At 61.2% G+C, this 23,790-nt stretch carries 22 protein-coding genes, 1 tRNA gene and 1 pseudogene; 5 read left to right on the top strand and 19 right to left on the bottom strand.

Features of this window, described 5'->3' with window-relative positions:
• Positions 1-79: 79 nt before the first annotated feature.
• The 4 genes from AC1DFR_RS08115 to AC1DFR_RS08100 form a co-directional block, all read right to left on the bottom strand.
• Positions 80-427 (bottom strand): hypothetical protein, encoded by a 348-nt coding sequence (locus AC1DFR_RS08115; RefSeq protein ID WP_476870649.1) that lies wholly within the window; start codon positions 425-427, stop codon positions 80-82.
• A 28-nt stretch (positions 428-455) separates the two neighbouring features.
• The gene (locus AC1DFR_RS08110; RefSeq protein ID WP_476870648.1) at positions 456-1,556 is read right to left on the bottom strand and encodes a hypothetical protein; all 1,101 of its coding nucleotides are present in this window, start codon (positions 1,554-1,556) and stop codon (positions 456-458) included.
• A complete protein-coding gene (locus AC1DFR_RS08105) occupies positions 1,553-2,044 on the bottom strand; it encodes a hypothetical protein (protein ID WP_476870647.1) in 492 nt (163 codons plus the stop codon). The genes AC1DFR_RS08110 and AC1DFR_RS08105 overlap by 4 nt, the downstream gene beginning before the upstream one ends.
• Before the next feature lie 152 nt (positions 2,045-2,196).
• A complete protein-coding gene (locus tag AC1DFR_RS08100; protein ID WP_476870646.1) occupies positions 2,197-2,697 on the bottom strand; it encodes a single-stranded DNA-binding protein in 501 nt (166 codons plus the stop codon).
• 480 nt (positions 2,698-3,177) lie between these two features.
• Here AC1DFR_RS08100 and AC1DFR_RS08095 point away from each other — a divergent pair, with 480 nt between their 5' ends.
• Positions 3,178-3,537: a hypothetical protein gene (locus tag AC1DFR_RS08095; protein WP_476873134.1), complete on the top strand. Its 360-nt coding sequence runs from the start codon at positions 3,178-3,180 to the stop codon at positions 3,535-3,537.
• A 12-nt stretch (positions 3,538-3,549) separates the two neighbouring features.
• Here AC1DFR_RS08095 and AC1DFR_RS08090 read toward each other — a convergent pair.
• The 9 genes and pseudogenes from AC1DFR_RS08090 to AC1DFR_RS08050 form a co-directional block, all read right to left on the bottom strand.
• Positions 3,550-3,828 (bottom strand): annotated as a pseudogene (locus AC1DFR_RS08090) (ArdC-like ssDNA-binding domain-containing protein); the annotation flags it as partial.
• 620 nt (positions 3,829-4,448) lie between these two features.
• Positions 4,449-6,260: a type IV secretory system conjugative DNA transfer family protein gene (locus AC1DFR_RS08085; protein ID WP_476870644.1), complete on the bottom strand. Its 1,812-nt coding sequence runs from the start codon at positions 6,258-6,260 to the stop codon at positions 4,449-4,451.
• Complete coding sequence (locus tag AC1DFR_RS08080) at positions 6,257-7,708, bottom strand: ATP-binding protein (RefSeq protein ID WP_476870643.1); 1,452 nt, start codon at positions 7,706-7,708, stop codon at positions 6,257-6,259. The genes AC1DFR_RS08085 and AC1DFR_RS08080 overlap by 4 nt, the downstream gene beginning before the upstream one ends.
• The gene (locus AC1DFR_RS08075; RefSeq protein WP_476870642.1) at positions 7,705-9,177 is read right to left on the bottom strand and encodes an SCO6880 family protein; all 1,473 of its coding nucleotides are present in this window, start codon (positions 9,175-9,177) and stop codon (positions 7,705-7,707) included. Before AC1DFR_RS08075 ends, AC1DFR_RS08080 begins: the two co-directional genes overlap by 4 nt.
• Positions 9,170-10,486 carry a type IV secretion system protein gene (locus AC1DFR_RS08070; protein WP_476870641.1) on the bottom strand — a complete coding sequence of 439 codons (1,317 nt, stop codon included), beginning with the start codon at positions 10,484-10,486 and terminating at the stop codon, positions 9,170-9,172. Before AC1DFR_RS08070 ends, AC1DFR_RS08075 begins: the two co-directional genes overlap by 8 nt.
• 60 nt (positions 10,487-10,546) lie before the next feature.
• Positions 10,547-10,834 carry a hypothetical protein gene (locus tag AC1DFR_RS08065; RefSeq protein WP_476870640.1) on the bottom strand — a complete coding sequence of 96 codons (288 nt, stop codon included), beginning with the start codon at positions 10,832-10,834 and terminating at the stop codon, positions 10,547-10,549.
• Between the two features lie 118 nt (positions 10,835-10,952).
• Entirely contained in the window at positions 10,953-11,741 is a 789-nt protein-coding gene (locus tag AC1DFR_RS08060) for a C40 family peptidase (RefSeq protein WP_476870639.1), read from the bottom strand.
• A 334-nt stretch (positions 11,742-12,075) separates the two neighbouring features.
• The gene (locus AC1DFR_RS08055; protein WP_476870638.1) at positions 12,076-12,438 is read right to left on the bottom strand and encodes a hypothetical protein; all 363 of its coding nucleotides are present in this window, start codon (positions 12,436-12,438) and stop codon (positions 12,076-12,078) included.
• 385 nt (positions 12,439-12,823) lie between these two features.
• A complete protein-coding gene (locus AC1DFR_RS08050) occupies positions 12,824-13,633 on the bottom strand; it encodes a hypothetical protein (RefSeq protein ID WP_476870637.1) in 810 nt (269 codons plus the stop codon).
• Between the two features lie 273 nt (positions 13,634-13,906).
• On the opposite strand from AC1DFR_RS08050, the gene AC1DFR_RS08045 reads away from it, so the two are divergent.
• The gene (locus tag AC1DFR_RS08045) at positions 13,907-14,230 is read left to right on the top strand and encodes an ArsR/SmtB family transcription factor (protein WP_476870636.1); all 324 of its coding nucleotides are present in this window, start codon (positions 13,907-13,909) and stop codon (positions 14,228-14,230) included.
• On the opposite strand, the gene AC1DFR_RS08040 is transcribed toward AC1DFR_RS08045, so the two are convergent.
• Positions 14,184-14,699 carry a hypothetical protein gene (locus AC1DFR_RS08040; protein WP_476870635.1) on the bottom strand — a complete coding sequence of 172 codons (516 nt, stop codon included), beginning with the start codon at positions 14,697-14,699 and terminating at the stop codon, positions 14,184-14,186. The two genes, AC1DFR_RS08045 and AC1DFR_RS08040, sit on opposite strands and share 47 nt — an antisense overlap.
• 157 nt (positions 14,700-14,856) lie before the next feature.
• On the opposite strand from AC1DFR_RS08040, the gene AC1DFR_RS08035 reads away from it, so the two are divergent.
• Entirely contained in the window at positions 14,857-15,183 is a 327-nt protein-coding gene (locus AC1DFR_RS08035) for a helix-turn-helix domain-containing protein (RefSeq protein WP_476870634.1), read from the top strand.
• 444 nt (positions 15,184-15,627) lie between these two features.
• Here AC1DFR_RS08035 and AC1DFR_RS08030 read toward each other — a convergent pair whose 3' ends face one another.
• Together AC1DFR_RS08030 and AC1DFR_RS08025 are read right to left on the bottom strand one after the other, a co-directional pair.
• Complete coding sequence (locus tag AC1DFR_RS08030; RefSeq protein WP_476870633.1) at positions 15,628-17,754, bottom strand: DEAD/DEAH box helicase; 2,127 nt, start codon at positions 17,752-17,754, stop codon at positions 15,628-15,630.
• Entirely contained in the window at positions 17,730-18,626 is an 897-nt protein-coding gene (locus AC1DFR_RS08025; protein ID WP_476873117.1) for a HamA C-terminal domain-containing protein, read from the bottom strand. The genes AC1DFR_RS08030 and AC1DFR_RS08025 overlap by 25 nt, the downstream gene beginning before the upstream one ends.
• Before the next feature lie 1,113 nt (positions 18,627-19,739).
• On the opposite strand from AC1DFR_RS08025, the gene AC1DFR_RS08020 reads away from it, so the two are divergent.
• Positions 19,740-20,000 (top strand): hypothetical protein, encoded by a 261-nt coding sequence (locus AC1DFR_RS08020; protein WP_476870631.1) that lies wholly within the window; start codon positions 19,740-19,742, stop codon positions 19,998-20,000.
• Positions 20,001-20,025: 25 nt separating this feature from the next.
• Here the strand turns inward: AC1DFR_RS08020 and AC1DFR_RS08015 are convergent, their stop codons facing one another.
• Both AC1DFR_RS08015 and AC1DFR_RS08010 read right to left on the bottom strand, forming a co-directional pair.
• The gene (locus AC1DFR_RS08015; protein ID WP_476870630.1) at positions 20,026-21,156 is read right to left on the bottom strand and encodes a tyrosine-type recombinase/integrase; all 1,131 of its coding nucleotides are present in this window, start codon (positions 21,154-21,156) and stop codon (positions 20,026-20,028) included.
• A gap of 85 nt (positions 21,157-21,241) precedes the next feature.
• Positions 21,242-21,323: transfer RNA gene (locus tag AC1DFR_RS08010), tRNA-Leu, on the bottom strand.
• 205 nt (positions 21,324-21,528) lie between these two features.
• Between AC1DFR_RS08010 and AC1DFR_RS08005 the strand changes: the two genes are divergently transcribed.
• Positions 21,529-22,134, top strand: coding sequence for an ANTAR domain-containing response regulator (locus AC1DFR_RS08005; RefSeq protein WP_018772478.1), 606 nt, complete (start codon positions 21,529-21,531; stop codon positions 22,132-22,134).
• A gap of 128 nt (positions 22,135-22,262) precedes the next feature.
• Here AC1DFR_RS08005 and pyk read toward each other — a convergent pair whose 3' ends face one another.
• Positions 22,263-23,765: a pyruvate kinase gene (pyk, locus tag AC1DFR_RS08000; RefSeq protein ID WP_043436173.1), complete on the bottom strand. Its 1,503-nt coding sequence runs from the start codon at positions 23,763-23,765 to the stop codon at positions 22,263-22,265.
• Positions 23,766-23,790 lie beyond the last annotated feature (25 nt).

The following is a 23,790-nucleotide window of genomic DNA, read 5'->3' as shown; positions in this document are numbered from 1 at the left end:
CTGGCGTGCGAAGTAGGCAGCACCCAGAAAGGCAGCTGAGGCGCCGACTACCCCGGCTGCCGCCAGCCCTAGCAGGAACCTATGAACCGCCGTCGTCACCCCCACCTCCCAATCGCTCGTCGATTACTTTCCGAAGACGCACCAAGGTCTCCGGGGAGATGCCCTGCAGCTGCCTTGCGGCAAAGTTTCGAACTCGAGCCTCCCGCATTGTGCGCAAGAGTTGCAACTGGGCATCAACCAGATCGGGAACTTCGTCGGTTTGGTCCAACAGGTAATTTGAATCGACGCCGAAGAACTCGGCGAGATTCCTGAGCAGGGCCGCATCGGTCGCCAGTGAGCTGTCGCCGCTGCGCATGTAGGCCCACCGCGAGCGCGACAAGGGCGTCCCGCGCTGAGCCATGTGGTGGTTGATCTGCGGATAGGTCAAAGGCTCTGAACCTTGGGCCTCAAACAAATCAAGCAGGAGGTTGAGCTTGCGAGCGAGTTTGGCTTGGGGCGTCTCGAGTGGCTCGCCAGCTGTGTCCGTCACGAAGTGCGGTCCCCCTTTCGATGTCCCCCAGCTGCCTTCCATGCGGACCCGGGCTTTGGCGAACCACTAAATATTCCTCCACTCGCGCCAGCACCTGAATTTCCCGATCGCTCAATAACCTAGCAAGTGATGGATCAACGAGTAGTGCGTCCTGGGTCTCCACGAGCATTCTATGGAGACGCCACCTCGCGGATTCACGCTCATCGGCAACAATTGCGCCGGATTCAAGCCGAAGCTCCGTCCGAGTCCCCGTGGTCTTTTCCCAGATTTCAGTGAGGTCATTGACCAGGACGGGTTCTGTTTTCGCTCGGGTCCTTCGCCCAATGCGGCGAGCAACCGGCGGCAATGCCAGGCCCGCGCACAGAAAGATCATGGCTCCCAGCACTGCGCCGTCATATACGGCTGAGAGGGCACTCATAGAGTCCACGTCACCAAGCAGATGGAACGTGTCCATTCCAAGGACGGCCAAGACCAGAACAATCGCCAGCGCGCAGCCCACGCCGATCAGAGTGAAGGCAATCCGGAAGTACGGCCTCGTCATGTCTCCACGGAACCTGAAGCACGTGTAGCCCGTGACACCGACGACTACACCGATGTACACAAACTGCACCGCCGAGTAGATAGCCGCCGACCATTGGTCGCCATAGACCCTCATGAAGCCCGTCGATGTTCGGGGAGCATCGACCAAACTAAAGCTGACAACGAGGGCCGCCACCACAACGCCAAGGACCGCCAGACCGAATTTGTAAGAAAGTGCGGGCGCCTCGCTCGCGTCGGCAGCGCGGAGAATCGCTCTCGACAGGAAGTAAATTCCCACCACCATCAGGATGTTCGAGCACAGATCCAGAACGTTGCGACCACCAAAGACTGCATCCCCAGCCAAATACACGGGATCGATGTTCAGTGTCAGCGCGGAAGCTATCGTCACCGCGGCAACTACTATGCTGTGGTCCGTTCGCCGCCTGATCCCTGGCAAGAGGCACAGAACCAGTCCCCAAATGACCGCGGCGGCGATGGCCTGGATCACCCGAATACCCTTTCGAACGACCTGGGTTCTTGAGCGCTATCCCGGATGGCGGCGGCAAAGAGGTCGGCGAGTGTCTCCGCAGCCGCCTCAATCTGATCTACAAAACTGCTCCGCATGAGAACTCGCCGCACCATCTGACCCGGAAGATTGGGGAAGACGCTGCTCGTGTAGTCGACCGGCACGCCCACCTCATCGTGGCGCAGAACCATATGGCCCAGCTCGTGAAGAACGAATTGCTGGCGGTGGAGCGCAGAAGCAGTGGCCGCGTGGAGAATGATTTCTTTCGTATCCGTAGACAGCCAAAGCCCGCAGACGGATCCCCCGTTTAGGCCATCCGCGACGTCTATCTCAATGGGTCGGCGGCGGAGAGATTCCACGATCGAGACGAGCCGTTCGAGAGTCAGATGGTTTGGGAGTCTAAGGGAGCTGAAAGCCTGGGCCGCACTCTCCGCCGGCGTTGAGCCGAGAACGAATGAAGGATTTTCCATTTGCATCCCATCCTTGCAGCGGCCGGCCAACCAAAGCCTCCGCCTGGCGTTTATGGACCGTTCCCCTGGAAGAAGCAGCCCGACGACTAGCCACTATTGAACAGCTCTTGCTCTGGACATGTCCAGAGCAAGAGCGGACTACTTCCCTTTGGCTAGAGCTGAAGCCCCTGTGCAGAGTGTCCGACTCCCGTCGGAACTGACGAATGTCCCTGCGCAGCAGCTCCCCAGTCCTGACCCGGTTGTAAGTCCCGCTGCGCAGGACCTGTGGGGCCGGCAAACACATCGGTGCTCGCCTTGGGAGTTCGCTGAAATGCGACCGTTCCGTAGCGAAGGTCGGGCCCAACTGTGTCGGCAACGATGCGATGCGCCTCGTGCTGCACCCCATCCTTGTCGTAGTGGCGGAATTCCATCTCTCCGCCGATGGCAACGGGGTCCCCCTTTTTTAGGGAATTGGCCACATTCTCTGCCAGCGCACGGAATGCCGACACATTGTGGAAGAGCGGTTCTCCGTCCCGCCAGGAGCCGTCAGGATTCTGCAGTCGCTGATTCACGGCCACGCGTAGTTTCGCGTGGGCAACCCCTGACTCGCCGTAGGTGAGTTCCGGATCGGCGACGAGGTTGCCGGAAATGGAAACCGGGATTCTGGTGCCCATGGTTGGTGCCTACCTTTCTCGTTTCCAGGCGGCCAGTCCGACTGGAAATCTAGGGGATCATGTAGCGCGAAGGCCTGCGGGGGCAGGGCTCGGCGTTACAGCAACGGGATGGGAATCGACACTCGCATCAACTAGCGATGACTGAAGCGCCGTCAGCTTCCCGCCTGCTCCGGCAGGACGAGTGATCTCAAGAATGTCGCGGCACGTTGCAGTCACCCGGCCGAGAGTCGACCGAGCGACATCCATCCGCGTCAAGTGGCCCGCCGGTTCCCCGGTTCCGGACGTCCCGGTCCGTTCAACGTCGATGACTCTGTCGGCCCAGCCAGCTAAATAGCTCGATGACTGAGGCCCACGGTCGATGCCGTGGGCGCGTAGAACCGTGTAAGCCACAGACTCGGCTTCCACCTCGGCGAGTCCACGGTGCTGCAGTCCGCTCCCGTACAGCTTTCCAACCTTGTCGTCGGGGCCGTGGAGATACACATGTCCGAGCTCGTGCGCCAGGACGGCCGCGGCGTCCTCCCTGCCAAGCCACGCACCTACCTGGATCCGGCGATCCGCAAAATCGGCGTACCCGCTCGACATGGACCGCTGGCTGTCCGAAACGTCCACGACGAAACGGCGGCGTTCCGCAGCCTCAACCAGAGCCCCCCAAAGTCCCGCAGGAATATCCGTCATTCCGACGCCGGGACGCGGCACATAGATGGGCTCGCCTTCCGTCTGGGAGACATCGAAGACCGCCTGGCCTCGCCAGCCGACTATCTTCCGGTCAGTTCCGGAATCGGCTACGGGCGGCTCTGCTCCCCTGCCGTCAACCTTGTCGCCCACGGTCCCCTCAGATAACTGGGAGACTTTGCGCGCGGTTCGTGGAGCCAGCACCCACAGCGCGTGCTCCCCTTTGACCACCGTGCGGCCATGCCGTTGCCACTCGCGGTATCCGGCCACCAACGTCGGCGGCTGCAGCCCGAGCATTTCCCGTTGCGCCATCAGCAGGGCCACGTTCCCGCCAGAGTACCGCCACAGCGTGGCCGAAGTATCCAGGAGTTGATGCCATCGGCTAGGCGATGAAATCGCCCCTTCCAGAACGGCGTGCAACTGGTCAGTCAGCTGAACGATGCGGGCTTCTGGGCTCACTTCCACACCACGGCCAGAGCGCCTACGGCTCGTCTCGCCGTCAGGCGCAGCAGCTCTGTTAGGGGCCACGACAGCCACCTCCGTTGCTTCTCAGTCTGTGTCCGCACCTGCTAAGGCCGGACACCTATCCATACGTCGCACCCGGGCTGGTGACATGATCTGACGACACAGTGCGTACTTGGTGCGGCTCGGCAATCCAGGACAGAAACTCAGAACCGGGCTCAGGCATCGCCCGTGGACTGAGCTCCCGGTGGGCCTGCAACCCGACACAACCAATCGCCTTGGTGTGGGTACGGAGGCGCTCGACAGCCAGCGGGATTCGTTCGTGGAACCCCAGCGGCCCGAACCCTGAGTCCGACTCCCCAAAGGACGCCAGCTCCGCCCGCTGCAAGGCGTAGAGTTCCGCAACTAGTTCGGAATGTCTCCACCAGCAGTCTGGTACCACGGACGAAGACAGCCGGTACGTGGAAACGAACCAGCGCACCCAGCGGTCCAACTCCAGCCACGCCGTTCTGACCGTGAGCGGATCAAGGTCACGCCATCTGTGCGTCGGAGTCGTTGTCCCCTGCGGCGCCGGCGCAAGTTCGTCAAAGAGCAGGGCCAGCGGGTCGCCGTCATTATCAAGCTGTCCCATCGGGAGCCTTCTCGACAGGCGCGAGATGGGCGGCATGGCCCAACGCCAGGGCTTCCTCAGCCTCCCGCTTGAACCGTCCCAGGTCTGCCGCATCTTTCCGTTGATGCCAGCCGCGCAGATCCAAGAGGATCGGCCGTGTTCGACGCCCCAACATCAGGGCTGTACCGGGCGGGAGACGGCGGATCTCGTGCAGGGCAATGACAGGCATGTCCCGGATTTGCTCACCAGTCTGCCGTCCTTGAGAGGACCAGGACCGAGTCCTGTAAGTGAACTGCCGCTCCCCAATCAACGCTGCAAGATCCCGCAGGTCGCGTTCGTCGGATCCACCACCGAAAATGACTTTGATGATGGCCGATTCCCAGATGGTGGAGGCTTCCTCGATGGACCAGCCCGAACGTGCTTGGGACAAGGACTGGAGAACGACCATGGTGGAGATTCCGATTCCGCCTCCGTCCGACAAGGTCACCGGTAGACCTGGCCAGGGCGAGAGGTTCGCGATCTCGTCGAGGATGAGCGACAGCGGTGGATCGAGTCTGCCGCCGGCAGCCGTGAAGGCCATTTCTCGGGCTGTCGCGTCGATATCGTCTATGAGGGCCGACAGATACGGTCCTGCGGCGGCCGCTCCGGATTTGGTGCCGATCAGGTAGAGCGTGCCGCGCTCGCGGATGAATGTCCGGGGATCGAATTCGTCCTCCGGATTTGTCGGGTCCAGGGCAGCGAGCACCTTCGGGGACGATAGCGGCGCCACTGCAGCGGAGACCCCGATCCAGGAGTTCGACGTATTCCGCGGGTCGTCCTCGAGGATGCCCATCAGGTCGGACTGCCAGCCCAATGCCGCCTTCGGGCTCTGAAGGACCTCCAACGCCTCTGCAGCGAGCACCGGATTGGATGACCACCGGCGGAAGGCTCTGATTCCCTCGCCGGAGAGAGCCGCTGCATGAAGGAGGGTCTGCAGGACGATCTGGGCACGTTTTTGCCAGGCGGCGTTCTCGCCCGTCATTTGGGTATCGGCCGAGATCACCAGCGCTCGCCGGACGGCTATGTCCGGGTCCTCGCATCCACGGACCGGTGACCAGCGGAGAGTCGAACCGAGCCCTGACATCCCCTGCGGATCGAAGACGGTCACAGGGCGGCCTCCACTGGCGCGGGCTTTCATGGTGACTGCGAGGTTGTCAGCGCGCGTCGACGTTGCTACAACGGCGCCGGGCGCATCGAGAATGGCGTTAACAACCACGAAGAGGCCTTTGCCAGAACGCGGCGCACCTTGAATGACCATTGATTCCTCGGTGGAGACATTGATCTTCACGCCACGTGATGTCCCGAGAGTCCACGACACATCTGCCAGCCGCAGCTGTTGCAGACCGGGCCGCGTCACGCGTCCCCGCCGCAGCGCTGCGCGCCGTCCAAACTCCCGGACGATCTCGGCCCTCTTCGCGATCCCGTCTCTGCCCAGGATTTCCAGCCGAAGCCATGCGCCCGACTGTCGCCAGCTGTGCCACGCAAACAAGAGAGCGACGGCAGAGGCCGCCAAGACGGCGAGCGCCGCACACAGCAGTAACCGGACGAGGACGATGTCGATCGCGCAGCCGTCCGGTATTCGGCCAATGGCGCCTATGTCTCCCGTTACCAGTCCCAGGACAGCCAACGGACCATGAAAGGTCTCCATGCCACGCCCGCATTGCCACTGCGCCACGAAGCTCGTGGCCGACTCCGTCAGCGCGCACGTGGCGGTGTAGCCAGCCAGCAAGAGGAGCCCGAGGTTGAGGAGAGGGATTTCATCCTGATGACTGGATTTCATTCCAGCATCCTGTGGTCAGTGGTGAAGACATCAAGCTCGTCTGTGGTCACACGGTTGGCGACGATGAAGGACCGGCTTCCCACCTTCCACAGACCGACGCCCTTAGGGAGGTTTTCGACTTGTTGGCATTCGGCGGCAGTGAGACCGAGGGCCTGCTTCGTCAGGCTCATGGAATCATGCTTCTGCCGGTAGATAATCCGGGTGTCAGCCTCCGTGAGCAGGCCCAAGGCCTTTTGGCGGTGCCCGCTGGAGCTGTCACCTATTTCATTAAGGTCTGCCACCTTGTGCATGATCAGCAGACTCGCAATGCCATAGGTTCGCGCCAGCCGCCACTGTTCGCTCATCTTGACCAACATGAACGGGTCCGCCAGCATCCGCCAGCCCTCGTCGTACACAACGATCCGCTTGCCGCCATCCGGATTCGTGATGGCCGCCTCCAGCCAGGTGGCGCTGCACGCCGCCGCCAGCGAGAGCGCCTGCTCAGAGGCTCCTATGAGCGCCGAGGTGTCCATCACCATCATCGGAGCATCGGCGTCGAACTTGACCGTTGAAGGCGCATCGAACATTCCTTCGAGATCCCCAGATACGGTGCGCCGAAGCGAGTGCGCAACTGATGTGCCGCCGTCGGGCCCTACCAGCTTGCGCGTTTCCGGGGCAGGATCCAGCAAGCGGTCCAGCACCATGGGAAGCGTAGGGGTCGCGTTGGCTGCTACAGCTTCGGTCAATGCCATGTCCAGCGCGGTGTGTTCGACCGGCAGCATGGGCTCACCCTGACGCATGAGTGACACGAGGGCCACGAGCAGCTGCCGGCGACGCTGCCTCACGACGGCCTGCCACTGGGCATTAGACAGATCGCTCGCCCGAGGTCCGGCGTCCAGCGGGTTAATGCGTGTCCGGCGCCCGGGTCCAACGGAAATCACCTTGCCGCCGACAGCCTGGGCAACTCGCACCCACTCCCCCTTCGGATCCGAGGCAACAGCAGCCTTGCGGCCCAGCGTGATCGAGCGGGCCACAAGCGACTTGCCGCACATCGACTTGCCCGTCCCCACTGTGCCGATCACAACGATGGACGGTCCACTGATCACTCCGCGGTCATAGAGGATCCACGGGTCATACGAGAAGGCCCCTGAACCGAACACGTCCGAGCCGATGTACGTCCCTTCGTGTCCGAGCCCCGACTCAGTGAGAAACGGGTAGGCGGCCGCAAACGTCATTGTGGACGCGCGGTGCGGAGACGGCTGGAGTCGATGCTGACCGGCCATCTCGTGCGGACCACGACGACGGTTCCCGGGTTGCGCATTCAACCCGCCGTCGGTTGGTTCGTCCGTCAGCCGGTGCCAGATTTGCCGCAAAGCGCCGTCATGTCCCTGGCCTCGGCGCCGTATCCGGCGCGCACTCCGCGTTTCACCCGCGGACACGAACTCGACGCTTTTGTTCTGCGGCTTCATTTGAGTCCCCTGCCAAGGGGCAGCGCGCCCGCGATGAACGCCGCCCACTGTTGTCCCACCAGCAGTCGAACGTCGACGAATGCGCTCGCAGCAGCGGACTCCAGTTCCTGTCGGCATCTTGACAGTTCCTCCAGCGTCGCGGCGGTGATGGTTACATACGCGGCCTGGCGGACATCTCCGTGGCCGGCAACGATCTCTTCCTCCCGCTGCTGAACTTCCTGTTCCTCGGCGAGCTGTTCACGGGTTGTTGGGCGGTCGAACTTGGCGTTGATCCGGCGCCTGGTCTCGTGGGCTTCCTGGGCGGACCGGATGTCCTTCAAAGCTCGGTCTGTGGGAACGGCCCTGAGGATCTGCGTAATGGTGTGACGGAAGCCGCCGACATAGACGAGCGGATGAAGGAAGCCCGGAAAGACCTTTTGCCGCGGCCATCCTGCAACCCAGAACGTTTGGTGGAAACCGGTGTCGGTTCGAAGATGTGTCCAGTGTTCCTCCATACCCATTGGTCCGGACTGGGCGGGGTCCATACCCTTGAAGGCGTCTTTCCGTTTCCCGATGACCACGGGCGAAGATGGGTCAAACGCCCCCCTGAAAACTTCCGCGAACTGTCTGTCCGAGAGCCATTCTTCGACGTTCACTCCGTGCGTGTTGAGTCCAGTTGCCAGCGCCTCAAGTTCTGATCGCATAGTCTGCTCGGTCCCGGTAACGCCACCTCCAGCGTCGCGGATCCTCCGGCGAGCGCGCGTGGTGTCGAGTACTAGGGTCACAAGGATGTCGTGGCTGCTCGCAGCCCCGGCTGCCGAAACGAGATCCTTGTAAGAGCGGTCCCCCCACTCAGTACTGGGCGAAGTCGAATTGCGTGCCGCCACCCGCCGGCTGTAGTACTCCCCCAACGCCGAGGCGGGGAACTGGACGGTGTAATCCTGAATCGCGATCCGGGCAACACCCGGACGTTTGGCAAGGTTCGCTTGCACACGGGACCATTCCTGGACGGCATAGGCCTTGTCTTCATCTTCCAGCAAAGCAAAGGCAGTCGCCCGGCACCTCATGACAGCGAATGCTTCCCGCGCCTCGCTGTCGACGACGAAGCACCAACCCTGGGCTGTCTTGTGGATCGTCAATGAAGACAGTCCGCCCGGGAGGACGAGCGACCCCGTAGCCACAGGCGTCTCGGTGGTCGCCAGAAAAGTGGTTTGGTGGGTTGCTATTCGGGCCACGAATCGAGCAGCGGTCAAGATCCACACCGGGTACGGGATCCTGTCGTACTGCAGGAAACCCAGGAACAGAAGGGAGAGCCAGAGCGGACTCGTCCAAAACAGCCGCTGAGGCCCCCCAGAAGCAGAAGCCACGCATGCCGCGAGAACGCCGGCGCCCGCGAAAAGTAGCTGATACCACTGCAGCCCGAGCAGCACTCCGTGGCGTTCCTGCCGCGGAAAGCTGACAGGACTCAGGGCCCTGCTTTCGTCAGTCATTGTGGCCTCCAATCTGTGGTGGGATCACCGTCGTCGGCGTCTCAGGTTTCTGCACGGGTGCTTTTGGCCCGGGAGGGGCAGTACGCGTCTTGGCTGGGAACCGTTTGGCGGCGCCGGGCTCGTATTTAGGCGTCTGCCCGCGGGTTGCAGCTCGGCTGGCAATGGATCCGGCGTCAGCTCGCTCAGACGCACGGGTCGTTGTCGCCCCGGAGCTTGATGGCCCCGAGACCATTTCCAGGGGCGCCGAGCCTCCTTGACCCGGAGATCTCGGGCTGGTGGCGGCCGGCCTGGAGACTCTTGCCATGACTGGCTGTGGAGTTGAGGGAACAAGCGAGGGCCCGGATGCTCTACCGTGTCCCAACGAAAAATGATGGCTACGGATCTGTTGCCCGAGTTGGCGTCCTGAGAAACCGGCCGCCGTGCGGGCGATATGACCTCCACCTGCGGCGCCCGCGGCCGCGGCAAGTTCGCCCCCGGCAAATCCGACCAGCTTGAGCGCCAGCAGAGGGGCCGCGCAGGCAACTGTCATTCCGACTGCGCCTGCGGCGATGCCGGCGAACGATGTCGAATCGGCATACAGCTTTACTGCGACGGCCAGCACCGTGGCGGCAAGTGGCTTGGCCAGCAGCAAGGCAACCACTACTTCGCACCAGCGTGCCATCCATGACTTTGTCTTCTCCCACGGCATCATCATGAGAGCCACGGGAGCAACGGCTCCGAGGACGATGAGGGCAAATGACCGGAATATCATCGAGCACATAAGAATGAAGGCAAGAATCCAGATGATCAGTGTGGCGAAGACGGTAATCAGCAACGTCCCGCTGGCTGCAGCTTGGGTCGCAGGGAGCGTCTCGCTGATGAGCTTCCACTCGCTGGCGGCTCCTGCGGGTGCTCGCTCAAAGCCGAAGAGGCGCATGAAGACGACGTACGGATCGGAGCCCAAGGTTTCCAGAAGGGCTGTTGAGGCTTCGTCGCTCACGTGCGTCAGTGTCTGCATCACGTAGATCGCGGCTCCCACGGCTGGGATTGCCACCAAACCGCCTATTAGCGCCCTCCAGATCCGGCGCGATTGTTGGGCGATGAGACCGGACAGCAGTTGGAGAATCATGGCGACGACGAGGGGTGTCGCCATGACTACGACCCACCAGCCGGTGAGACCTTTGACGGCGGCCCACTGGGAGTCATCGACGTTGGACACTCCGAACGCGCCGGAGATGAAGGACCACAGCCAGGTGGCGATACACGCAAGGATGCCGGCCAGAAAGTCGTTGAACGCGGCGATGGCGCTGTTCTGAGCTTGTGAGACCAAGCCGCAGCCCGGCGGCCACCAGCTCCCGGGCTCACATAGATTCGGCAGCACGGTGGCGCCCTAAAACCCGAGTTGAATAGCGCTCTGAGACCACAGGATGTAGCCGTTGATGCCGCCAAGGATTGCGGCCACGGGTCCGGTCCATAAGAGGATCATTCCCCCGCCCGATGCCAGGCGTGATGACTGACTGAGTTTGCCGGCCAGAAGCATGGCTGCGCCGATGACGGCGACGATCGCAATGACGATGAACGCCCCGACGAGGATGCCACCACCGATCTGCCTCAAGGACTGCAAGAACGGGAAATCGGTGTTGGGGACGATTCCAGGGTCCACTGCTAAATACTTCATGACTTTTGCTCCTCTTAGGTTTGTAACCAGGGCGGCAGACCTGCCCCTTGGTTCTCCATGGCCGCGTTCGGTCCGCCGTGCATGACCTGCGACGCCTTCGTGATTTGGGTCAGCGGATTTAGCCCAGGAGTCTGAAGAATCGGCTGCCGGGGTTCCAGTCGACGGGATGGAGCAGCGTTCCGACGCTGGGGTTTAGGGCGCTGTACATCAACCCGCCGCCCGCGTATATCCCCACGTGGCCCCAGTGGTCCGGGCCATCGGGGTTCTGCACCACCAGATCACCGGGCAGAGGCGCCGTCGTCGGTGTGCCCACAACCCATTGATCGACGCGCGGAAGTCGTTTACCGATCTGGGCGTAGACCCACATCACGTAGCCGGAGCAGTCCCAGGCCCTGAAGGCGGTCCCTCCCCAGACGTAGCGTCCGGTGAGTCCCTGTTGGGCGAATCCCAGGATGGCGCGCCGTTGGTCATCCAGGTCTGGCGGAATCACTGGCGCTGGACGGCCATTGTCCTGTTTGGGACTTTCGCACGACGGAACGCTGCCCTCGCCGCCCAACGAGGAGATGATTGATGCGGCAACCGGCTCCCACCTGTCGTAAAGCTCTGGGAATGCCGAGACCTGCACGGCTTGGGCGGCCGCGCCGAGGGACATCCGATCCCAGCCCCCAATGTCCAGCAGTCCACGCGGTGAGCCGCGATTGGGACCCCTGGCGCCGCCGAAGAATGCGGCAGCGTTGTACTCGGGACGCATGAGATCCTGCACGCGTCCCCATCCGGCGCTGGGCCGCTGCTGGGCTGAGCCGATGGAGTCGTGATCGTAGCCCAAACCATCGTTGGGAAAGTCCAGGGACTCCGGAACTGCAGGGTTCGCAAGCATCCGCAGTCCCGATTCCTGAAGGGCCGTCATGATTGAAATCTGGATTCCTTGCCCGGACGCGTTGAGGGCACGCCCGACCGAGATATAGGCCTGGCGACCTCCTGCTGCCGCATGCTGAGGGTCATCGGTGTCCCGCTGGGGCCCGAGACCGTCAGAACTCCGCCGATGCGCCCGTGGAGAGCCGTGGCATTCCCACCATCGGATGGATCCGGCCAGATGCAACCATCCCCCGCACCCGAGATTCCAGAGCCGACGAGAGCGAGCGATCCGCTGACAAGTGCCGCCGAACCCATCAGTACAACCAGCGTGCCGGCCGCTATCGATCGCGCGATGAGCCGGACACCTACTGTCTTCCGGATGCCCATCAGTAGACGATCCTGGCGGAATCGGTGTAGAAGGCGACCAGCGCGCATCGGTCTCCGGGAGCGGATTCTGCAGGCGGACAGTTGGCAACGACGCTAACGGGCACCGTGTAGGGCGTGGATCCCGTGTCCGACGTCGATCGATCAGTCACGCTGACGGTCACGGTGCAGACGTGGAGGCCCTGCCAGGGAGCCGGATGCTCCACGTACTTGGTGAGTTCGCTGTCGCACTTGGTCTCCACGACGCGCGACGTTCGGTAGGCCTTTCGGGAGGTCAGGTGTGCGAATGCTGCCGCATCGATGCCCGTCCCCTCGAACTGCGCCGTGTATAGGCTCAGAGGATTGGACCCGTCGTCGAGCACCATCCACCAGCCACGCACGCGGGCGTATACGTCCGTATATGCCGAGGTCCGCGTATCCCACGTGTAGAGCGCTGTTGCTGTCGACTCTGCCAGGGACCGATGGTCAAGCGTGTGGGGGCCTTTGTCCGAGCTTGGAGTGTCGCTTATGGTCGGTGCCGCTGAAGATGTGGTTGGCGTCTCTGACCGTCGGGCGGCCTGAGTCGCTACCACAGCCACGCCTGCGTCTACTGGTTCCTGGCTTGGAATCAGCAGAAGGGCGGCAACCACTGCGGTTAGGACCACGACACCGCAGACTAGAATCCACAACCGTGTGGTTGTTAGGTGTCGGACATGATGGTTGGTGTGCTTCACAGTGCACCTCCTTCAGTGGTCCATGGCGACCGCGCGTTTAGACGACATGACGCACGCGCTTCACAGGTCGCGCCAAGTGGGGCTTTGGCATTGGTTGGAGGATCGGGGAAGTAATTTCTGTGGCGGCCAGATACAGTTGGCGCGCCCTGCCTATCTGCACTTCGACGTACCGCCGACTGACACCAAAGTCAGATGCGATCACCGCAATCGCCTCCGCCCTTTCCTGCTTGTGCAAGTCCAGCCGTACAACGTCCTGTGCAATCTGCTGCAATAGCGGAGTTGGCAGGCATCGCGCCGCGAACGTCGTCGGATCCCCGATGTCGCGGCCCTCGGCATCAACAGCAGCCAGAGCCTCCCGCACCGTGATTGCCGTTTGCCGGACGAATGAGAGTTGCCGGTAGGCCCGACGGTTTGTGGTTGAGTCGGCACAGACCCGCCCTTCCGCGAGCAGCAAGGACATCGCGGCACTCCACGCAAAATCGCCGACATGGCGTCTTGTTGTCTGGAGGATGCAGAGGGCCCACTCCCTTTCCGCTACTCCTTCTGGCCCGAAGAGCTCGAGTTGCCCGCCAACCTCCCGCGGCTGGCAGTCCGCCTGATCAACAAGGAGCGGCAGCGCATCTTTCGAATGGGCCCTGGACAGGTAGGCCGAGCAAATATGGGCAGCGATCCCCTGGACCCAGGCGCCAAATCGGATCCCGGGAATCTGCCGGTAATGGCCGTCCGCCACTCCTCGCCAGACCGCAATATGGATGTCTTGAAGAGCATCCTCAACGTCACAGCCGTGTCCCGAGCGGGACAATCGCGATCTTACGTATCGCGATACCTCGTGGATGGCTGATGTCATCTGTTCCATCGAGATGGCTGGCGGATGCGCTTGTTGCTCACTTCGACCGTCTACGACACTTGCGACGTCCGCGCTATGGCCTTTGAGAGAACGAGTCGTCATGACAACTCCCGAGCAGAGAATTTCAGTGATGTTGTGAGAGGTCTGGCCTCCACCCTTCGGCAGTGAAGGTCGATCTGCAGAGAGAATACTTTAACTATTCTCAACACTCACTAAAATAGAGTCAAGAGCGCATCGCTGGCGATTCGAGACGCTTAGCGCAAGAATGAAGGCATGCCGAGAATCACGCAGCCCGAAGACGAAGCCTGGTCGCCCGACGTCGAAGCGGCCATCGCTACCTTCGGCAACAGGTCCCGAAATGAGATCCTGCGCTTCTTGGCAGCCAATGGCCCTTCCACTCGGGGGGACATTGTCGACGCAGTCAGCGCTACCGAGCCAAGCGTGGCAAAGCATTTGCTCGCATTAGAAGAAACCGGCGCTATCCGCGCGGATTTGGAGCCTGGACGGCGGCATGGCCGCTCGCCGCGCTACTCGGTAGATGACGCGCGCGTCAAGGCTCTACTGGCGGCCCATCTGGACTATCTACTGAACCGCTAGCAGCGGACGACTCCCCGGACGGATGCCTGGCAATGTCCTGGTTGAGATACTCGGTAATGGCCCGAAGGGTCTCCGGGGAAACGTCGCCCAGAGTCCGCGCGGCGAAGGTCTTCACCCTCGCGGCGCGCAGGGACTTCACGAATTCCAGCTGCGCGTCTATGCGCTCGGGAACTTCCGCCCCGTCGCTGCCCAGGAGATAGCTGGGATCGACTTGGAAGAGTCCGGATAGAGCAGTTAGTAGCTTGGGATCGGAGACCATTCGGCCAGTGCCGTCCTTCATGTAGAACCACCGCGCGCGGGAAAGGTTCACACCCTGCTTGGCCAACGCCTCGCTCACCTCACGGTATGTCAGGGCCACTCCTCGCTCGGCAACAACGGTGTCGAGTAAGAGGTTCAGTTTTCGGGCGAGCTCCGCCTGCGGCGTGCGAACCCCGCCGCCGTTCTTCCGTACACCTTCATTCGCTTCCACTTGTCGCCGTTCTGATAATTCGGTTGCTGTTCCCCAACAGCTATCCATGCGAGACCAGCGCCTTGGGTACAAGTATTGCTTTCGCTACGCGCCCCAACAAGCCTTTCAACCCTGACGGCCGACGCATCTAGTCAACGTATTTACTTAGGCGTACATTATGGTCATTGCAGACGGGTCTACACCTTCCAACGCTCCCAGGTCTCAAACGGAAGTGCCAGCGATGACGAACCTTCTCATGAATAGGACGCGGAGCCGGCTCCTGCACTTCCTCGGCAAGAACGGACCGTCGACCAGCACTCAGATTGCCGCCGGCATTGGACTCAGCCCAAGCGCAGTCCGCAAGCACTTGTCGGTCCTCGTTTCGAGCGGCTGCGTCGAGGTGTCAACGGGTGGTGGGCATGCACGCGGCGCCGCAGCTACGTACTCCGCCAACGCTTGGAGGATCAATGAACTAAGTGAAGCCGCCCATCTTGTTATCGAATGAACGAATGCTTTCCGGACGTTAGTGACGCCAGGTCCAACCGACGGGAAACACGGCAACTGGCCCCAGCATGACGCCAATATGGCCGCGCAGGACAACTCCGATATTCGGCGCCGGGCTTGTCGACGATCTCGAATCCGTGGGGCAACAAATCGTTTGTGCCTTCATCGACGAGGGTACCTTCTGCCCGGGATTCCAGTCCCTCGCTGGTGGACAACTCCACACCCGACGGTCGTATTCCCTTTCAGCGTGCTATCCAGCTACAAGTGCCCCACAACTGCTTCACTTGTCTGGATGGTCGCTCCGTCCAGGGAACCGCCCAGGTCCCGCGCCGTTGACCTCCTACGGCACGGTTCATCTTCGTTGCTTCGCGCCCAAAAACCTTACTMCGCGGCACTCCTGAACTTGATCGAGCAGGTTTCGAGAACAGTCAGGAACCTGCTAATTTCAGTCACTCGACAGAGCATAGTCCAGCAACCCACGCTCGTAGTCAGTGAGCTCCGGAAGGTTGTCGTAGTCCAGGGTTCTAAGTCCCCAGATAAGAGAGTCAAGACTGTCTCGCTTTGGGATATGTCTAAGGAGCTTCCTGGAAACCTGCGAAGGTATTCCAAACTCCTCGGCAGTCAAGAGCAGGGGCTGCTGGAACCCGGCTTCTGTCCTTGCGGCGTACGCCTCGAAACTGCCAGGTTCAATGGAGCGCTTAGGGAGAATCTCCTTGGCTATCGCGTCTAGAGCCCGCAGGCGTGCTGGGAGATTGTGGTCGACCCAGAACCGTAGGAAATTGAAGCTCTCCTCCACCTTTGCGTCGTAGTCATCATCCTCTACGGCTCGTTCAGCGACCTTGGCGATGAAACGCGATACGTCCCCGTTCATGATGGCCAGTTGGTTCACCATGAAGGTCAGTTGCTTCGCGGACTTTGCCAAATGGTTTGTGAGGCCTCGGGGAGGCAGATGGTCCCAAATGAGGTTTATGACCGCCGAAAGTTGCTCGTAGGTCGGAGCTGGGCGGGTCCAGAGCAAGTCCCGGAGCTCCCGTACTTTGACGGTGGACAGGTGCCTTGCGAGTTCTATTTGTGCCTCCGGGTCAACACCTGGATTCTTTCGCATTGTCTCAACGGACAGAATGGACTGCTCCAGAACGTCACGCAGGCGTTCCTGAGTTGCCGGCGTCCGGTCGGTATCGTCCAGGGACAACAGGAGGCTGTCTGATGCGGCTTCACTCTGGCTAAGGCCCGGCATATCGATGCTGGGCAGAATCTCCGGCGGCGGCGGATTGAACATGAATATCCTGCCTATGAAGTGCTTCAACATCCGCCCGCCCCGGCCCTTGATGTTCGCGAAAGTGAAGTAGTTGTAGGCGGAGTTGGCGATACGGTTGTCCAGAATGATGATGTTTTTTGCCCGGGTGTTCACTCCCTCAATTAATGAGTTAGTACAGACTAGAACGCCCACGTTTCCCTCATCAAACGCCTTGATGATGAGCGGGCCGAGCCACCGGGGCAGCCTTCCATGGTGAGATCCGATGCCGAGGCGGAGGGCTTTCGGCAGGCTCCAGCGGGAACTGATATTCGTTTCAAGCCACTTGGCCGTGTGGATCATTCCCGCGCCGTACCCGCCCTCGGGAGCGTCCTCCTGTAGCCAACGTGACACTGTCCTAACTCTGTTTGGGGATTTGCAAAAGACGAGCGTCGGACCATCGACCTCAGAGAGAATGCGTTTGATTTCGCGGCGTTCTTCCTCGTCGGTGTCAGCCCTCACGGCGATGGTGTCGGCAGCGACAGTGGCAAAGTCAGTCACTATAAGGCTGGCTCGAAGCTCGGCGGGCAGCTCCTCCGAGAGTGCCTGAATCATCGGGGCCGCCAAGTAGAACTGGGCTCCTGTCTTTCTTAGGCGGTAGAGGGCGTGGTTGAGCAATTCGCTCCGGTCAGTGGCGTCATCGAGCTTGTAAAACTCATCGATGAAAAAGAAATCCGGCGTGGGCATCTCCTCTATCGCAAGGTACCGCTCCTGCGTAAGTACAAACAGGTTCCTGTCCGTGCGGGCTTGGCCCGGATGACTGATAAGAGTGAAGTCGTTGAACCGCGCCAGTCTCCTTCGCAGCTCGTCAATGAGGGCGATGGTCGGCACGATGATGACGATGTTGTTGTACTTACCGGAAGCGATGAGAGCGTCCAGGATGACGGTCTTGCCGAAACTCGTGGGCGCCGACAGGATGACGTTCTCACCCGCCATCAGCTTGCGGTAAACCTCGGTCTGGACACGATGAAAAACAACGCCCTCAAGATTGTCCGGCCGGTTCATCTCAAGGGCGATGAGGTCAGCTAGAGGCAGCATGCTTGGGGCGATGCTTTCCACATATGGGAACAGCCCGTGATCCCGTGCCAGCGACATAAGGAGAGACAGCTCGGCCTGAAATTCCGTCGCCCGGTCCAAAGCCCGAATGACAAGTTCCTGAACATCGCGATTCGGAGCCTCAGCAGCCTTCAGGGCAGCAATGTCCGCCAGTATGGAGAATCCGCCCTCCAGAGCTGGAGCAGCCAGGGCTTCCCTTACGGCCTCGACGCTAGCTGCCATGCCTTGAGCCTTTCATCAAATGCCTCGAGTAGGTCCTTCTTTGTGGCCATAGGGAGCAGGATGAGGTGAACTTTGATCTCCCGGGGCATTGTCCGCCGTTCAAACCGCCTGCGGAATGACGCCCACTCCCGCTTCATATGGGCTGTGATCTCGTCGACGTATTCCTGCGTGGATTGGCTATGCCGGCCGGTGATATCACTGTCGAACGTGATGAAGACGGGGATGACGACTCGTTGGAACACCTGGTCGAGGGAGATTTCCTGCCGCAGTAACGCTCTCACCTTGTCGGCGTGTGCCCAGTTTGATTCCACTTTGTCTGAGATGGCCGCAAACTCTGACCGCAGGTACTGCGTGTCGAGATGAAGCTCCAACTCATCCAGCACTGCACCGATGGCCCGTGAACTGTCTTTGAAAAACTTGGATTCGCCAAGCCAGAGCTCCAGTTCATCCTCGGCGACGCCTCCGCCGGGGACTGAAACGATGTGGCAGGCGTCAAAACCCTTCACGGTGTCATTAGCGGCATCTTTGAAGTAGATGCGTGAAATGGCTCGCTCACTGTTCAGGAACCGCCGGAGGATTATGTGCAGCAGGAGTTCGCCAATTTCGCCGCGCAATTCAGTATCGGCGGTCTTGTAAATCCTGCTGATTGCTTTGGCCATGAGTCGCCATGCGTTCGCGTATGAGAGTCCAGCCAATTCATTGTGGGGCAGAATCCAGTCCATTGCCCAAGACATTAGGTCCTCGGAAAGGGCCCGGTGTCGCCACATGCTGTCCTCGTGGCCGGCGCAGACGCCGAGCAAGGAGATTGCTTCATCGAATTCCTGAACAACGATGTTCAGAACTGTTGGCGGAAGTTCGTCCCGTGCCTGCACAATCCCCCGTCCGTTCCATTCCAGACTTGGATGCCTTTGAGACCAACTCTAGGAATGTGCTTCTTGCGTCAAAGCTACACGGTGGGATGTCGTTTCCACGAAACTTGCTCATGGAGGCAGGGATGGTCCCATCGCCGGTTTCTTCCTCGCAAAGCAATATCAGGCTGCTGCCCTCTCACAACAGGCTACTTCCTCGATCGGGATACCATACGACTTGTGACCCTATTCCGCGAGCCAGAATAAGTGAATGACCTGAGCGGAACCCAACCATCCACGTGACCAGCAGTCCCTTTGGTCCATACGCACTTGTTCGAAACGCTCTTGACTCGGCAGCGTGCGCCATGTGGCCTCTCGACCCGTGAATTCAAAGCTAAGGATCAAGCGAAGGATCCAAGCCCAGATGGCGGAGATCCACACCCCTCTGCAATTCAGAGAGGAGGCGAATTTACCTTCTCGCGGATGGGCGCAGAACTACCAACGCAGAACGCAGGAAGTCGCAGACGAGTCCGGCATCGGCACCCTCGAGGCTCGGAAGCTTAAGATGCCTACGACGACCAACGTTCTCAGATCTATTGAACGCCACAACGGCGACCCCAACCTTCCTGGCTCGCGGCCTGGCAACTATGCAGTGCATACGCGCACGGAAAGCATGGGCATCCATCATGACCCATGAACTTCAGCAGCTCGCGGGCACAGCAACTGAGATGCGAGCCGAATACAAAGTGACAGTTAGCTACCGATCTCTCGCGCTGGTTTTGCACGCAGCTTGGCAATTGATGCGCGTTGTTTGTCAGAGATACACAACGCTTGCCATACCCTTACAGCGGCTGGGTCCAATCACTTTGGGCTGGGCTCGTAGGAAGTCCCGACAAGGAGATCACCCAGGATAGCGGGGGTCCTGGGAAACGGAATGCGTTGGCAGCCGCTCCTCGGCTTCTGGACGAGGAGGCTCCATCTGCGGTGAATGGTCCCAGCTATGCCGCTTGCGACGGACGAGGTCCGGTGCTTTCGGCGTTACACCGCGGGAACGCGCGAATGTCTAGGACAAATCATGACCTGGCTGACTGAACGCTGCATGAATGTCCAAGCGAACCACGCGACATGGGAGTTCCAATGGACCTTGAGTTTTACGAGCCGGCAGAGGCGGCGGCCCTCATGCGGTGCACGGAGGCCTGGCTCCGGGAGGGCGCGGCCAGCGGCCGATTCCCGCACGTCTGCTGGGGCAAGGGAAAGATCATCTTCACCTCAGAGCACATCGCGGCGATCGCCCGCCTGCGCGAGGTCCCGGTGCACGCCGGGTCAACCCAGCAGGAACGGCTGATCGGCACAAGGGCGCGACGCCGCCTGACGCCGGTCAGCAACCAACAGCCCTGACCGCGACAGGGACAAAAGTCCAGTGTCAGCGCGTGAACCCCGTAATCGACCTCTCGGTGGCGTCAGCGCCGGCCTGCAGCGCCTCCGGCATCAGATGGCCGTAGACCTGCTCCGTAGTCCGGGTTGAGGCATGGCCAAGGCGTCGCGAGATCGTAAACAGAGACACACCGTCCTGGATCAGCCAGGACGCATGCGTGTGCCGGAGGTCATGGATGCGCGGCGACTTCTTCAGTCCATGCGCCTGAGCCGCCTGGACCGCAGGAACCCAGTAGCCGTGCCAATAGAGCTTGTGGACAATCCGCTCTCCCTTGGGCGTCGTAAACAACAGCTCATCACCGGGGCGGCTTGCCACGAGCGGTACCAGAAGTTCGACCAGTGCCGGGTTGAGACCGATGGTCCGCTTACCCGCGCCGGTCTTGGTGGCGCCGATGTAGTACTGCGACTGGCCGTCGCGTTTCCAGGCCTTGTTGATCCGCACCGCGGGCGGCTTGGAGAGCAAATCGACGTCGGCCACTTTGAGTGCCGTCGCTTCCCCGAATCTGGTTCCTGTCATGACCAGGAAGTTCGTGAAGGTCTTGTACCGCTCCCCCATGACTTCAAGAATCATGTTGTACTCGGCGTGAGTGAGGAACATGGCTTCGTCCTCAGCCTTGTCGATACTCGGCAGCTGAACACCACGGCACGGATTCCGAGGGATATAGCGCAGCATTTCTGCAGTGTTCATCGCTGCGGATATGAGGCCATGAACGTTGTGGATCGTCTTCGGGGACTTGCCCTTCGCCATCATCGACTTAGCCCAATGGTGGAGGTGCCGATAGTCGAGTTTGTCCACGGGAATGTGGCCAATGACGTTCCTGATGTGAAGGTCCAGCATCACCTGGTACGTCCTGACGGTTCCGCTAGACGGCCGGATCAGCAGGTCGATGTGTTCCTGGACAACCTCGGCGACCGTGGGAACCCTGGCCTGGTTGGAAAGTATGGCCTGCTGGGCAATCACGAAGGACTGCTCGTTCGCATCCAGCAAGCGCTTGAGGGTTTCGGCCTCCGCCTGCGTTGCGACAGTCAGGCCCTGATTCTTACGAGTTCCGGGATCACGCCAGCGCACCATGAACGACTTGGTGCCGTCTTTTTTCACGCGCGTGCTGATGCTGGCCACAGCAAAATGCTACGCCGCTGTACACACTTTTTGTAGTTTTGTACACATTCAGCGGCCCAAAGGCCGCTGAACAGGGAAAACACTGTGCCCGAGGTGGGACTCGAACCCACACACCTTTCGATACCGCATTTTGAGTGCGGCGCGTCTGCCAATTCCGCCACTCGGGCGCGGAGTACACCGGTGTAACAATCAGCCTGCCACAGTGCTGTGAGCAACGCGATCGCTTCCAGTGCGCGAAATTACTCTACATGCAGATAGGCTGAATTCCAGAATCGCGCCAGTGACGCCGCATCGAACCAAACCGGTCCAAGTACATCGGCAGACAAAACCTATGATGGTTGAGTTCCCGCCGTACCTTTCCAAGGAGTTCCCGTGTCAGAACAGACGGAGTCAACCCCCACTTCCCAGCCGGCGCGCCGCGTTGTCGTCGCCGAGGATGAGACCCTCATCCGCCTGGACATCATCGAGATCCTGCGGGGCGAAGGCTACGACGTCGTCGGCGAGGCGGACAACGGCGAAAAGGCCGTCCAGCTTGCCGAGGAGCTCAAGCCCGACCTGGTCCTGATGGACGTCAAGATGCCGGTCATGGACGGCATCTCGGCCGCCGAAAAGATCGTCAAGGCCCGGATCGCCCCCGTGGTCCTTCTCACCGCGTTCAGCCAGAAAGAACTCGTGGAGCGCGCCCGCGACGCCGGCGCCATGGCGTACGTGGTCAAGCCGTTCACCCCGGCGGACCTCATCCCGGCTTTGGAGATCGCGCTGTCCCGCCACGAGGAAATCAAGGCCCTCGAGAGCGAGGTCACCGACCTGCAGGAGCAGTTCGCCACCCGCAAGCTCGTGGAGCGCGCCAAGAGCCTCCTGACCACCAAGATGGGCCTGACGGAACCGGAAGCCTTCCGCTGGATCCAGAAGACCTCGATGGACCGCCGCCTCAGCATGCGCGAGGTTGCCGAAACCATCATCAACCAGGTCAACTAGCGGCCGGCGGTTCCGGCCGCGCTCCGCGGCCGCCAGCCGCGCGCTGGAAGCACTAAGCACCAAGCACCAAAAGGGAGGATCCCCGCCAGCCGGCGGGGATCCTCCCTTTTGCGTTCAAGCTTTCAGAACTAGGCCTGGACCCGGTTCTTCTTCTTCTTTTCCGGCCACGGGCCGAGCTTGTCCTTGGCCACTGCCGCTTCGCCCTGGCCGCCGATGTCAGCGAGGTCGCCCACCTTGTGGACCTTCAGCAGGTTCGTCGAACCGGCCTTTCCGGGAGGCGAACCGGCGGCGATGACCACCAGGTCGCCGTCCTCGACGACGTCGAGTTCCAGCAGGCTGCGGTCAACCTGGGCCGTCATCTCGTCGGTGTGGCCCACCATCGGGACCAGGACCGGCTGGATCCCCCAGGTCAGTGCGAGCTGGTTCCAAACGTGCTCCACCGGGGTAAAGGCGAAGACCGGCTTGATGGGGCGCAGCCGGGAGAGGCGGCGTGCAGAGTCACCGGACTGGGTGAAGGTACAGATGTACTTCGCATCCAGCTGGTCGGCGATCTCGACGGCGGCCCGGGTGATGGCGCCGCCGCGGGTCTTGGGCTTGGTGCCGAGCGGGGGGACGCGCTCGAGGCCGTGGACCTCGGTGGACTCGATGATCCGGGCCATGACCTTGACGGTCTCGATCGGGTACTTGCCCACGCTGGTCTCGCCGGAGAGCATGACCGCGTCGGCGCCGTCGAGCACCGCGTTGGCGCAGTCGGAGGCCTCGGCGCGCGTCGGGCGCGGGTTGTCGATCATGGACTCGAGGACCTGGGTGGCTACGATAACCGGCTTCGCCCAGCGGCGTGCCAGTTCAACGGCGCGCTTTTGCACGATCGGTACTTCCTCGAGGGGAAGTTCCACACCGAGGTCGCCACGGGCCACCATGATGGCGTCGAAGGCGTCGATGATCTCGGGGAGCTGCTCCACGGCCTGCGGCTTCTCGATCTTGGCGATCACCGGCACGCGGCGGCCTTCCTCGTCCATAATCTCGTGCACGCGGACGATGTCCGAGGCATCCCGGACGAAGGACAGGGCAACCATGTCCACGCCGCGGCGCATGGCCCAGCGCAGATCGTCCTCGTCCTTTTCGCTCAGCGCCGGCACGTTGACAGCAACGCCGGGCAGGTTGATGCCCTTGTTGTTGGAGACCCAGCCGCCGACAATCACCTGGGCGACCACCTTGACGTCGTCGACGTCGATCGCGCGGAGGGCGACCTTGCCGTCGTCGATCAGCAGGGCATCACCGGGGTTGACGTCCTCTGTCAGGCTCTTGAGGGTCGTGGAGCAGATGTCCTTGGTGCCGGGAACGTCCTCGGTGGTGATCGTGAACGTGTCACCGACCTCCAGGAGGTGGGGACCGTCGACGAAACGTCCGAGGCGGATCTTCGGGCCCTGCAGGTCGGCCATGATGGCCACGGCCTTGCCGAGCTGTCCCGCAGCCTTGCGGACGTTCTCGTAGGTGTTGTCGTGCACGGAGTAATCGCCGTGGCTCATGTTCATGCGTGCCACGTCAACGCCGGCTTCCAGCACGGCCAGCGTGTTGTCAAAGCTTGCGATTGCCGGTCCGAAAGTGGCCACGATTTTAGCGCGTCTCATATACCTACCCTACTGGTGTGTTGCA

It is taken from the genome of Arthrobacter sp. 05T410 (assembly GCF_056396505.1).
Note: the sequence above shows the minus strand (reverse complement) of the source record. Positions and strands in the feature narration are given on the sequence as shown.

Bases quoted from the DNA above. Each gene is read 5' to 3' on its own strand.
- AC1DFR_RS08105 (WP_476870647.1), bottom strand. From the start codon at position 2,044: ATGGAAAATCCTTCATTCGTTCTCGGCTCAACGCCGGCGGAGAGTGCG.
- AC1DFR_RS08100 (WP_476870646.1), bottom strand. From the start codon at position 2,697: ATGGGCACCAGAATCCCGGTTTCCATTTCCGGCAACCTCGTCGCCGAT.
- AC1DFR_RS08095 (WP_476873134.1), top strand. From the start codon at position 3,178: ATGTCCGAGCTCGTGCGCCAGGACGGCCGCGGCGTCCTCCCTGCCAAG.
- AC1DFR_RS08085 (WP_476870644.1), bottom strand. From the start codon at position 6,260: ATGAAATCCAGTCATCAGGATGAAATCCCTCTCCTCAACCTCGGGCTC.
- AC1DFR_RS08080 (WP_476870643.1), bottom strand. From the start codon at position 7,708: ATGAAGCCGCAGAACAAAAGCGTCGAGTTCGTGTCCGCGGGTGAAACG.
- AC1DFR_RS08075 (WP_476870642.1), bottom strand. From the start codon at position 9,177: ATGACTGACGAAAGCAGGGCCCTGAGTCCTGTCAGCTTTCCGCGGCAG.
- AC1DFR_RS08065 (WP_476870640.1), bottom strand. From the start codon at position 10,834: ATGAAGTATTTAGCAGTGGACCCTGGAATCGTCCCCAACACCGATTTC.
- AC1DFR_RS08060 (WP_476870639.1), bottom strand. From the start codon at position 11,741: ATGACGGCCCTTCAGGAATCGGGACTGCGGATGCTTGCGAACCCTGCA.
- AC1DFR_RS08055 (WP_476870638.1), bottom strand. From the start codon at position 12,438: ATGGTGCTCGACGACGGGTCCAATCCTCTGAGCCTATACACGGCGCAG.
- AC1DFR_RS08050 (WP_476870637.1), bottom strand. From the start codon at position 13,633: ATGACATCAGCCATCCACGAGGTATCGCGATACGTAAGATCGCGATTG.
- AC1DFR_RS08045 (WP_476870636.1), top strand. From the start codon at position 13,907: ATGCCGAGAATCACGCAGCCCGAAGACGAAGCCTGGTCGCCCGACGTC.
- AC1DFR_RS08035 (WP_476870634.1), top strand. From the start codon at position 14,857: ATGGTCATTGCAGACGGGTCTACACCTTCCAACGCTCCCAGGTCTCAA.
- AC1DFR_RS08030 (WP_476870633.1), bottom strand. From the start codon at position 17,754: ATGGCAGCTAGCGTCGAGGCCGTAAGGGAAGCCCTGGCTGCTCCAGCT.
- AC1DFR_RS08020 (WP_476870631.1), top strand. From the start codon at position 19,740: ATGGACCTTGAGTTTTACGAGCCGGCAGAGGCGGCGGCCCTCATGCGG.
- pyk (WP_043436173.1), bottom strand. From the start codon at position 23,765: ATGAGACGCGCTAAAATCGTGGCCACTTTCGGACCGGCAATCGCAAGC.